General features: G+C 59.2%; 7 protein-coding genes and 3 pseudogenes. 5 read left to right on the plus strand and 5 right to left on the minus strand.

Going from position 1 to position 10,531, the window contains the following annotated elements:
• From JCM25143_RS13115 to JCM25143_RS13135, 5 genes are all read left to right on the plus strand, one after another.
• Nucleotides 1-1,975, plus strand: a 1,975-nt coding sequence (locus tag JCM25143_RS13115) for a TonB-dependent receptor (RefSeq protein WP_025861534.1), incomplete at its 5' end; no start/stop codon positions are given.
• Entirely contained in the window at nucleotides 1,962-2,708 is a 747-nt protein-coding gene (locus tag JCM25143_RS19620) for a tetratricopeptide repeat protein (RefSeq protein WP_025861536.1), read from the plus strand. The genes JCM25143_RS13115 and JCM25143_RS19620, both read left to right, overlap by 14 nt.
• A gap of 116 nt (nucleotides 2,709-2,824) precedes the next feature.
• Nucleotides 2,825-4,564: an ArnT family glycosyltransferase gene (locus tag JCM25143_RS13125; RefSeq protein ID WP_025861537.1), complete on the plus strand. Its 1,740-nt coding sequence runs from the start codon at nucleotides 2,825-2,827 to the stop codon at nucleotides 4,562-4,564.
• Between the two features lie 300 nt (nucleotides 4,565-4,864).
• Entirely contained in the window at nucleotides 4,865-5,077 is a 213-nt protein-coding gene (locus tag JCM25143_RS13130) for a hypothetical protein (RefSeq protein WP_025861538.1), read from the plus strand.
• 9 nt (nucleotides 5,078-5,086) lie between these two features.
• Entirely contained in the window at nucleotides 5,087-5,581 is a 495-nt protein-coding gene (locus tag JCM25143_RS13135) for a kinase inhibitor (RefSeq protein WP_025861539.1), read from the plus strand.
• A gap of 28 nt (nucleotides 5,582-5,609) precedes the next feature.
• On the opposite strand, the gene JCM25143_RS13140 is transcribed toward JCM25143_RS13135, so the two are convergent.
• From JCM25143_RS13140 to JCM25143_RS19630, 5 genes and pseudogenes are all read right to left on the minus strand, one after another.
• A complete protein-coding gene (locus JCM25143_RS13140) occupies nucleotides 5,610-6,359 on the minus strand; it encodes a methylenetetrahydrofolate reductase (protein WP_025861541.1) in 750 nt (249 codons plus the stop codon).
• On the minus strand, nucleotides 6,356-7,267 hold the full coding sequence (locus JCM25143_RS13145) for a bifunctional methylenetetrahydrofolate dehydrogenase/methenyltetrahydrofolate cyclohydrolase (RefSeq protein ID WP_025861542.1): 912 nt from the start codon (nucleotides 7,265-7,267) through the stop codon (nucleotides 6,356-6,358). The genes JCM25143_RS13140 and JCM25143_RS13145 overlap by 4 nt, the downstream gene beginning before the upstream one ends.
• Before the next feature lie 265 nt (nucleotides 7,268-7,532).
• Nucleotides 7,533-8,669 (minus strand): annotated as a pseudogene (locus JCM25143_RS19625) (GNAT family N-acetyltransferase); the annotation flags it as partial.
• Between the two features lie 58 nt (nucleotides 8,670-8,727).
• Nucleotides 8,728-9,188, minus strand: a pseudogene (locus JCM25143_RS21640) (RidA family protein).
• A 36-nt stretch (nucleotides 9,189-9,224) separates the two neighbouring features.
• Nucleotides 9,225-10,531 (minus strand): annotated as a pseudogene (locus JCM25143_RS19630) (TSCPD domain-containing protein); the annotation flags it as partial.

Consider the following 10,531-nt stretch of genomic DNA (forward strand, 5'->3'; position numbering starts at 1 on the left):
GGGTGCGGGCGAGGGCGGGAACCCCGTGGGGGACAGGCCTTTTCTGCGGGGGCAGGATGCGCAGTCCAGCACCTTTGTGGATGGCATGCGCGATGTAGGGGCCCAGTCGCGTGAGACTTTCAATGTTGAATCCATTGATGTCATCAAAGGTGATACCGGCGCAATCAGCGGGCGTGCCGGCGCTGGTGGTGCGATTGTCATCAACAGCAAGATGCCCAAGTTGACGAACTTTATCGATGCCAATGTCGGTTTTGGTAATGCCGACTACAAGCGTGCGACTTTCGACGGCAACTGGAAGGTAGCCCCCACCGGGGCGTTCCGCTTTAACCTGATGGTTGATGACGAGGACAAGGCCGGTCGCGGGCTGACCCATTTTGAGCGCTATGGTCTAGCCCCTTCGCTCTCATTCGGGCTGGGCACACCCAACCGTGTCACGCTGATGTATTATCACATGCAGAATTTCGACACGCCGGATGTCGGTATTCCTTATAATAATCCGAATTTTACGGCCCGGACCGATGGCGCCCCGCGCGTTATGAGCACTGGCAGTGGTGCGCCTGTCTCAGTGCCGTTCGATACATGGTACGGCCTCAAGAACCGTGATCGCAATAATGACGGGATTGACATGGGCACCTTGCGGTTTGAGCATGATTTCAGCCCCAACCTGCATATCCGTAATTCAACTCGTTATTCCGAAACCACGCAGGACGATATCTGGACCATGCCGGACGACAGTAACGGCAATATCTATTACGGCTATGTCTATCGGCGCATGAACAGTCGTATTTCCACCTTCGATACCGCGACCAACCAGACCGATTTCTACGGCACTGTGCATCTGCTCGGGTTCAAGAATTCCTTTGCAATGGGAGCAGAGTTTACCCGTGAGCAGGGCAAGAACGATACCTACGCGGCCTTTGTAAACGGCGTTAATGTGACATCGGGCACGAATTATACGCGCTGTGCCACGGCTCTGGCTTTTTCGTCGGGCACCTGCACCACGCTGCTTAACCCTAACCCTGATGATGCGTATTCCGCCTCGATCCGGCGCGCGGGCAATCCTAACAGCACCCGTTTTGATACCAAGGCGGTTTACCTGACCGATACAATCACGTTTCTGCCGAAACTGCTTGGAAACTTTGGTGTCCGCCTCGATAATGTTCAGAGTACCTTTCGTTCCGGAGGGCTGGAATACGGGCGGGGCGACAACCTGTTTACCTATCAGGGTGGCCTTGTTTACAAACCTGTACCCAATGGATCGATTTATGTTTCTTACGCGACCTCAGCCATTCCACCGGGCAACTCGGTGGGGCAGGGTTCGGATGATATTTCGCTGGGGGCGGATCGTTCCGGCAATGTGGGCTCCGTGCTCAAACCCGAGCGGGATCGCACGATTGAAGTCGGCACAAAATGGAGCCTGATGCATAACAGGATTTTCGTAACCGGTGCCCTGTTCCAGATCGACGCCAGCGATTTCAAGATTACGACCGCAACGGGCGGTATTGCCAATGGCGGCAAAAAGCGCACCCGCGGCGGCGAAATCAGCATTAACGGTCAGTTGACCAGATGGTGGGAAGTCTCGGGGGGATATTCCTATCTCGATGCGCGGCTGATCGAATATGGTGGCTCGGGTGCCAGCGCAGGCCTGATGAACGGGCGGCATGCCCCCAACACGCCTGAAAACAGCCTGTCGCTATGGACAACGTTCCGGCCTGTCGAAAATCTGAAACTGGGTGGCGGTGTGTATTACATGAGCCGCATTTACGGCACGGATTCACCCACAGCACCAAAATTCGTGCCCGCATATTGGCGTTTCGACTTCATGGCCAGTTACCGCTTTCTCAAGCATTATACGCTGCAGCTCAATATCCAGAATATCGCCAACACGCGGTATTTCATACAGGCCTATACGACGCATTATGCCCTTCAGGCTCCGGGGCGGACCGCGATGGTCAACATGAATGTCCACTTTTGAGGAGCACGCGGCCCTTCTGGCCCTTGTTACGCAGCAGGCAAGGGTTGGGGATGCACAGGCGCAACTGGTTTTGGGCCAGTTGCTGCTTAACGGGATTGGCACCGGCCGGGACGAGAAAACGGCTTTCCGGTGGTTTCTGGCCAGCGCCCTTCAGGGGCAGGTCATGGGCTGCAACATGGTCGGGCGCTGTCGCGAACTGGGTTGGGGAGTAGCACTCAACACGGCCGAGGCCATGCCGTGGTACCGGCGGGCGGCACAGGGCGGGCTGGACTGGGGCATGTATAATTACGCAACGGGCCTGACACTGGGCTGGAATGGTGTGCGTGATCATGATGCCGCTTTTTTGTGGTTCAGGCGTGCGGCAGCCCTTGGGCACTGTAAGTCCTTTAATATTATAGGCGGCTTTTATGAGGATGGCTGGGCCTGTCCGCGCGACTTACGCAGGGCACGGGGTTGGTACGCCGCTGCAGCCCGGTGCGGCGACTTTCGTGGGCACTTCAATTACGGCCGGTTCCTGTTGCGCGAAAACCGGCTTGAGGACGCAGCCTACCATTTTGAGCTCGCCCGTCAGTCAGGCACGGCAGCCTTTGTTGAAAAAATGGACGCCTTTTTGAGCAAGACAGGTGGTATGGAACCGCCTGCCTTGGTGCCGCTTTCTGGTGGAAAGCCGGACAGAGCAGTTCTGAACGAATATGCTGTGGAGTGTATTATGGATAAGGCAATTGAAGGCTAGAAATGTATCTGAAACAATTCTAGATTTCCATGGCTTCTACCTGAAAGGTGTTCCATGGCATTGTATACTGCTAGTCAACCCGAGAATATTAACCCGGTCATTACGATGGCACGGGTATGACAGTCGAGCATAGCACCTCCCCGGTGAGCGTGCGGAACGAAGTATATCCACTGCGCGCATGGCTGCCAAAAACAATTGTTTTAGGCACCGCAGAGCTGTTTCTGTTCCTCAATATTCTGTGGATATGGCGTTACCGGGTCGGGCAAGCGCTCGATATTGATGAGGCAGGTTATTTTGCCACGGCCCTGAGCGATTATCGCGCATGGCTGCTCCATGGTTTCCTTGGCTGGATAAAAGAGGTGGAAGCACCGTCCATCCAGTCGCCGATAACCACAGCGCTTTCATCTGTTCTTTATATGATGGCCGGCCCGGTTTCGGAGCTTGGTTATCTTGTCCCGATTGCTTTTGGCGCAGGGACGATCATTTTGAGCTACCTGATTGCGCGTAGGCTCGCAGGCGAATGGTTTGGTACGCTTGTGGCGGTCTTTGTCGCAACCTCTCCAGCAATTATCAATTTTAGCCGCAATTTTAATTTTGCCATGGCGGCAACATTTTTTACGACGCTCGCTTTGTTATGTCTGTTGCTTTCCAAGGGGTTGTGCAGCCGCCGCTGGTCGATCGCATTGGGGGTGTCCGTTGGCCTGATGGTGCTTGGCCGCACCATGACACTGGCGTTCTATCCTGCGATTGGCGCTGCCGTGCTCTGGGCGGTGTTCACAAATGACAGGCACAGAAAGCGGGCATTGCTCAATGCCGTGATAGCAGGGGTGATAGCGGTCCTGACTGCATCGACATGGCTGATATTTAGTTGGGAGCGTGTTTTTGGCTATCTTTTTTCCTTTGGGTATGGAGCAAAGGCCAAAAACTATGGTCCTTCGGCTTTCTGGGAAAGTGTAAGAATAACGGTCCAGTATCTGGGTATTTACGCGCAGTTGCGGCATTTCCTGTGGCTTGTATTGGGGTGGATGGCGCTTATTGCATCGGGGGGATACGCCCTGCTGCATAAAGGCAGGAACAACCTTTTTTCCAGACTGTCTTCATCCGCTATTGCACCGATCGTTATTTTTTCGGTGCTTTCGATAGCCGCACTCATGAGTTCATCGAACAAAGGGAGTGGTTTTTCTATCCCGCTGTTTCCCGCGATTGCCATTGTAGCACTTTATGGCCTCTACACCCTGTTTCAGAACCGGCAATGGCAGGGGGTTGTTAGTGCGCTGGTGGTTGTTTCTTCGGTTGCTGCGGCCTTTCCCTTGATGGGTATGGGCCCACCTTTCTACCGTGAGGCCAATATTAACCTGCCACTGATTCACACTATTCCAAAAGCGGATTCACGGGCACCGATTTATGGCTACATGCTCAGCGGCCAGCTCGGAAGTCCTGATGTGCCCACTGTCATTTCGGCAGACGAGTCCCGTCAATGGGTTGCCGCGGCTGATCAAATATCTCTTATATTGCACGACATAACGCCACCGGGAAAAGAGGTGAAGTTCGGTTTCAGAACTTATGTGCTCAACGGGAATACAGTGCTTTTTGCTAATGGCAGACGGGTGGGCACGCCACTGCCCATTGATCAGGCTCCCCCTTTTCCGGGCACAGTGGAGGATTACAGGCACTGGATTGAAGCAAGCCCGAGTTGCTCTTTACTGTCTTCTCCCGGCACAGCGGGCGATATTCTTCCCTCGGTTGATGTGCCAGCACTGGAGCAGGCTGCAACGCTAAGCGGTTTTTCCGTAAAACAGGTCACGCATATGCCCAACGGCCGGGAAATCCGGTTCTGGTCAAGGCCCTGTCAATAATGACGCCCAAGCGGCATTTTTCGGGCTGATATGGTTTTTGCCACGGCTGTTTACTGTCTGCATCCTGTGGTGTGGCCGGTAGCAGCCGTCGCTTTAGCGCGGGGTATCTACGGTGCTTATGGGCCGATATCAGCGCTCGGAATGGCCCAGATTGACAGGGATGCGACGCGGCCCGTACAAAAGCACAGGTCGAGGTTCGGACAGAAAAGCTACACGCAAAATCCGGTCTTTTACCTTGCATGAAAGGGGGCAACTCCGCCCGATGCGGGTGCGCTCCCAGATCGACAAGGAGAGAAACACATGTCCTATGCCCTGCTTGATGCGGCCCGTGTTGCCAAGGCTGCCGAGGTTTCGCTCGGTGTGCTCAAGAGCGTCACGGAAACATCCGAGGCGCATACGCGCAAGGTTATCATGATTGAACGGATCGAGGCGCTGGCCAAGGCAGCTTCGGAATCCGGGCAGGGGGTAACCCTGACATCCGAGGAATTCTGGCTGATCAGCCGCAACTGGTAGGGGCTGGCTATGACGTTTGTTCTTGAAAGCCCGGCTTTTGTTACCGGGGATGTGCTGCCTCAGGCACAGGTTTATGACGGTATGGGCCAGACAGGGGCCAACCTGTCTCCCGCGCTGACATGGAAAGGCGCTCCAGAAGGCACGCGCAGTTTTGTGGTGACGGTCTATGACCCGGATGCCCCGACAGGCTCTGGCTGGTGGCACTGGGTGGTGGTGAATATTCCCCCACAGGTGACAGCCCTGCCGGAAGGTGCGGGTTCAGGCAAGGGTGGCCTGCCGGAAGGCGCTTTGCAGATCCGTACTGATTTTGGCGTGCCGGGATACGGTGGGGCAGCCCCCCCGCCGGGGCGTGTGCACCGGTATATCTTTACGGTTTATGCGCTGGATGTACCCGCTCTTGATGTGGGGGCGGATGCCAGCCCGGCTATGGTGGGTTTCATGGTCCACCATCACCAGCTTGGCGCGGCCAGCCTGACCGCGCTGTATGGTGGTTCCGCCAAATAAGACCTTCTGCTGGCTTGGCTGGTGCGTATCAGTCCAGCCAGGCCAGCAGTGGCGGGAGATACTGTTCTAGCTTGATACGCACGGGCATCAGGTAAGCGTTGCCCTGTGTGTGTGACAGTTCGCGCAGAACCCGCCCTGCAAACGCGACATTGGCCTCCAGCGTGGGGGAGAAATCATGCGGGAAGACGATATGGTTCGTGGTTTCCCAGTATGAGCGCGAACGCGGCCCGATAACGGGGGAGAGCCCCCAGAACACGGTCTCGTTCTTGAGCCATTCACGGCACAGGTCGAACAGTTTGAAATCGAAAACAGGCTGGGTAAAAAACCCTTCAGCCCCGGCATCTTTCTTGCGGGCAACGTCTTCGAGTTCCTGCCATGGCGCGCGGCGATAGGGGTCGAACGCGGCATAAACCCGCAGGTGCGGGGCTTCACGCCTGTAGCGGCGGATAATGCTTTCCGAACTGTTGGGGTAGGTGCGGCGCGACAGGTCGGCCGGTGGGTCGCCATGCACAACCAGCACTTCCTCCAGCCCCGGCTGGTTTGCGCCGGGCAGGGGGGCATCGGGGGCGATGTCGATGGCGCGCACATGCGCGATGATACGCTTGCAGTAAGGCTGCGCGAGTGTGGCCGCATCCCAGCTGCGCAGGGGAAAGCGCATGAGATCGGGGATGTTGAGCGTATCCGCCGCAGGAAACAGGGTTTTGACGGTCCGGGCTTCGTTTATCAGGTCTTCCGGTGTGCGCGGTACCAGTTCGATAGATAAGCGGGCCAGACTCACGGCAGTTTTCCCTCTATCTGCAGGCGTGCCGCTGCCAGTGTGTTGCTCAGCAGGCAGGCAATGGTCATGGGGCCAACGCCGCCGGGCACAGGGGTAATGCGCCCTGCAACGGTTGCGACTTCATCAAAGGCGACATCGCCCACAAGGCGGCTTTTGCCATCTGGCGTAGTGGTGCGGGTAATGCCCACATCAATGACCGTGGCACCGGGCTTGACCCAGTCCTTGCGCACCAGTTCGCGGCAGCCGGTGGCCACAACCAGAATATCGGCCTCACGTGCGACAGCCGCCGTATCGCGGGTGTGGATATGCGCAATGGAGACGGTGCAGCCTTCGGCCAGCAGCATCAGGGCCAGCGGTTTGCCAACCAGATTGGAGCAGCCGATCACCACCGCATGCAGGCCGGTCATGTCGCCAAGCTGGTCGCGCAGCAGCAGCAGACAGCCAAGCGGGGTGCAGGGCACGATACCGGGCAGATTGACGGCCAGCCGTCCGGCATTGACCTCGCCTAGACCGTCCACATCCTTTTCAGGGGCGATGGCGTTGGTAACGCGGCGCGCATCCAGCCCGGCGGGCAGGGGAAGCTGCACCAGAATACCGTGAATTTCGGGGTCGTTGTTCAGCCTGTCCACCAGCCCGAGCAACTCTTCCTCAGATGTGGTTTCGGGCAGCATATGCATGAACGAGCGCATGCCCGCATGGTGCGTCTGTATGGCCTTGTTGCGGACATAGACCTCGCTGGCCGGGTCGTTCCCCACCAGTACAACGGCAAGACCGGGCGTGACGGCATGGCGGGCATGGAAGGCCTGCACCTCCTCGCGCACCGTGTTTCGCAGCGTGGCGGCGAAGGCCTTGCCGTCGATAAGCTGGGCGCTGGGGCCGGAGGAAAGAGGGGTGCTGGTGCTGCTCATTGCTTCTGTCGCCGGAGGGTGTGGTCTTGCTGGTGTAAGGAATGAGTCGGGCATACGCAAAAAGGAACGCCCCTGCAATGCCGTGAACCCTGAGGGCTGGTGGGGCGGCAGGGGCGGCAGAGGGTAGTTTGTGCGGCTTGCCGCCCTGTGTGGCAGTCGGTGGAGGTGTATCGTAGCGGCGGTGCGTGCTGTGCTGGGCATGCCGTCTTGTGTGGTGGTGTGACGGCCTATGAAGCGTGCTGTCTCCTTCCTTGCTATCGCCATCCTTGCGGTAAGGCGACAGCGCCATCAGGGTCTCGGCTTCGGCACGCATGGCCGGGCGTTCGCTTTGCAGGTAGTCCTGCACGGCACGGCGCAGGGAGGGATTTTCCAGCCAGTGGGCCGAATGGGTCAGCACCGGCAGGTAGCCGCGCTGGATCTTGTGTTCGCCCTGAGCTCCGGCTTCTACCCGTTCCAGCCCATGAGCAATGGCAAAGTCTATTGCCCGGTAATAGCAGAGTTCAAAATGCAGGAAGGGCCATTCCCCCCGGCATCCCCAGTTGCGGCCGAACAGGGTGGTGCCGCCCAGAATGTTCAGCGCCATGGCAACGGGGGTCTGGCCATGGCGTGCCACCATCATCACAACAGCATCGCCCAGCCGGTCGGACAGGAGCGGGAAAAAGCTGTCGGCCAGATACGCACGGCCCCATTTACGGTCGATCGTATCCTGATAGAAACTGTAAAAAGCCTGCCAGTCTTCTGCAGTTATGGCCTGCCCACGCAGGGTTTCAAATGTCAGGCCACAGCTATTGGCCTCGCGTCTTTCGCGCCGGATGCTTTTGCGCTTGCGGGAGGAAAGGGTAGCGAGGAAATCGTCAAAACTTGAAAAACCCTGATTGTGCCAGTGATATTGCACACCAAGGCGTGGTAGCCACCCGCGTTCGGTCAGTAGGGTGCTTTCCTCGGGCTGGCAGAACGTCACATGAACAGAAGAAAGCCCCGTATCACCGCAGATCTGGCGGAGTGCATCGGCCAGCACGGCGCGGGTTTCGGGCGGGGCGGCCGGGTGTGCCAGCAGGCGTGGGCCGGGTGCCGGGGTAAAGGGCACGGCACATTGCAGCTTGGGGTAGTAGCGTCCCCCCGCTGCGTTAAAGGCGCGTGCCCACCCCTGATCGAATACATATTCGCCCCACGAGTGTTCTTTGAAATAAGCCGGGCAGACTGCGGCCAAAGCCCCATCGGGGCTTTGCAGGCGTAGGTGGCGGGGTATCCAGCCTGTTTCGGGGCTGACGGAACCACTGTCTTCCAGCGCGCTCAGAAAAGCGTGGCTGATGAACGGCGCATCCGGCCCGGCGCAGGAATCCCATTGTGCCGGGGGAATGGCATGAATGCTGTCATGCAGGGTAACGGCCCAGTCAGCCATGGCGATCACGCTCCCTGTAGGGGGCCGCCTCCCACCCCGGTGGAGGGGAGGCCGGGGATTACGCGATTTCGAACAGTCCTTCGACTTCCACCGGGGCGTCCAGCGGCAGGGACGGCACGCCCACGGTGGAGCGCGCATGGCGTCCGGCATCACCAAACACGCTACCGCCAGATCGGATGCGCCGTTCATGACCGTGGCCTGTGCCGTAAAATCCGGTGTGCAGGCAATGAACCCGCCCAGCCGTGCCACGCGCTTGACGCGTGAGAGATCGCCAATGGCGGCTTTCACCTGCGCGATAACGTTGATCATGCTGTAACGGGCGGCCTGCACAGCGGTTTCGACTGTGACAAGTCCGCCCAGCTTGCCGGTGGCGAACAGTGCGCCATCAAGTAGCGGCAACTGGCCTGAAACCACCAGAGTCGAGCCTGTCTGCACGCAGGCGACATAATTGGCGACCGGGGCAGCAGGCACGGGCAGGATAATGCCAAGAGCTTCAAGGCGGGATTCGGGGGTGTTCATAGCGGGTTTTTCCCTTGATCGTTGCGTGCCTACGGGTCAGCAGACCAGCCGCAGGCCACGCTTTCTCTGTCCTGAAGGGGTATCATCCTCACCGGGCAGGTCAAGCGGCAGGAGCGGGTCGGGCTCTGTCTGGGTATCCTGATGCGGCCCGTCGGGCAGGCGTTTGCCCAGATAGGTGTCTGACAGGGCGCGGAACACGTAATCCAGCATGGATGTGGCGTAAGAGGCCACGGGGTCGCCCTCTACCGTGCCAGCAGGGCCAAAGCAGGAATAGGCAAAGTTATCCACAAAGGCGTCGAGCGGTGCGCCGTATTGCAGCCCGATGCTGACAGCTTCGCCAAAGCTTTCCATCAGGCCGCGCACCATGCTGCTCTCCCGTGTGGGCGAGAGCGAGAGTTCGCCCAGCGTGCCGTCTTCATATTCTCCGGTACGCATGAACAGGCGGTGTCCGCCAATGCTGGTTTTCTGGGTAAAGCCGCCATGCCGGGCGGACAGGGCGCGCCGTGCGCCACGTTCGAGCTTCTGGCGCGCAGGGGCTGGCAGGGCTTCGGGGCGGGCGGGCATACGGTCCACAAAGCCGGTCAGCGCACGATACATGGCCAGATGCGCGCCTGCTCCGGGCAGGGGAAGCACGGTTTCACCCGCGAGGGAGGCTGCCAGCGCGGTTTCGGTGGTAAAGCCGCGTGCTTCCAGCCTCTGGCGGGTGCTGGTGGCCAGACGGCCATCAGGGCGCAGCATGGAAAACACCGGAGCCAGCCCGCAGGCTTCCGCCCCCAGCAGGCCATCTACCGGGTTGGAGGCGGAAAAACCTGTCTCTACCGGGGCCAGCGGGGCATCGGTTTCCACCGCTGCCTCGGCCCAGACAGCGCGCAGGGTTTCGCCCAGACCGGGCAGCACGGTGCGCACCGGCGGCAGGGGGAGTGTTTCGGGGCCGCGTCCGGCATGGGCGGTCAGGGTGGTCAGTGCTGCGATGGCGCAGGCAGCGGCCCGTCCGTCCTCACTATCATAGTCCAGACCCACACCGGCCAGACAGGCGTCGAGATTGGTCAGCAGGATATCACCCGCGACCAGAGGCGGTGCCTCCGCCAGTGTGACGGGCTGGCCGGGGGCCGCTGTGGCGGAGGGGGCGAACAGGTCGGGCAAGGGCAACTCGCCATTGCGCAGGCTGGCCGTGCTTTCCGCCGTATGGCGCAGTACGGAACAGACCAGACGCAGGGCCGCAACAAAGGTGCGTGCCGCAAAGCCTTCCCCCGGTGAGACAAACGCCGCCAGATTGATAATGAAGCCCGGCGGCCGGTCAAACGCGCAGCGCCATAGGCTTCTGTCGGCGCGGCCTGTCGGGT

Origin of the sequence: Acetobacter papayae JCM 25143, from assembly GCF_000613285.1 — a bacterium.
Classification (GTDB): domain Bacteria; phylum Pseudomonadota; class Alphaproteobacteria; order Acetobacterales; family Acetobacteraceae; genus Acetobacter; species Acetobacter papayae.

What these genes read in the sequence shown, in the direction of transcription:
- JCM25143_RS13130 (WP_025861538.1), top strand. Translation starts at nt 4,865, where the DNA reads ATGTCCTATGCCCTGCTTGATGCGGCCCGTGTTGCCAAGGCTGCCGAG.
- JCM25143_RS19620 (WP_025861536.1), top strand. Translation starts at nt 1,962, where the DNA reads ATGTCCACTTTTGAGGAGCACGCGGCCCTTCTGGCCCTTGTTACGCAG.
- JCM25143_RS13135 (WP_025861539.1), top strand. Translation starts at nt 5,087, where the DNA reads ATGACGTTTGTTCTTGAAAGCCCGGCTTTTGTTACCGGGGATGTGCTG.
- JCM25143_RS13145 (WP_025861542.1), bottom strand. Translation starts at nt 7,267, where the DNA reads ATGAGCAGCACCAGCACCCCTCTTTCCTCCGGCCCCAGCGCCCAGCTT.
- JCM25143_RS13125 (WP_025861537.1), top strand. Translation starts at nt 2,825, where the DNA reads ATGACAGTCGAGCATAGCACCTCCCCGGTGAGCGTGCGGAACGAAGTA.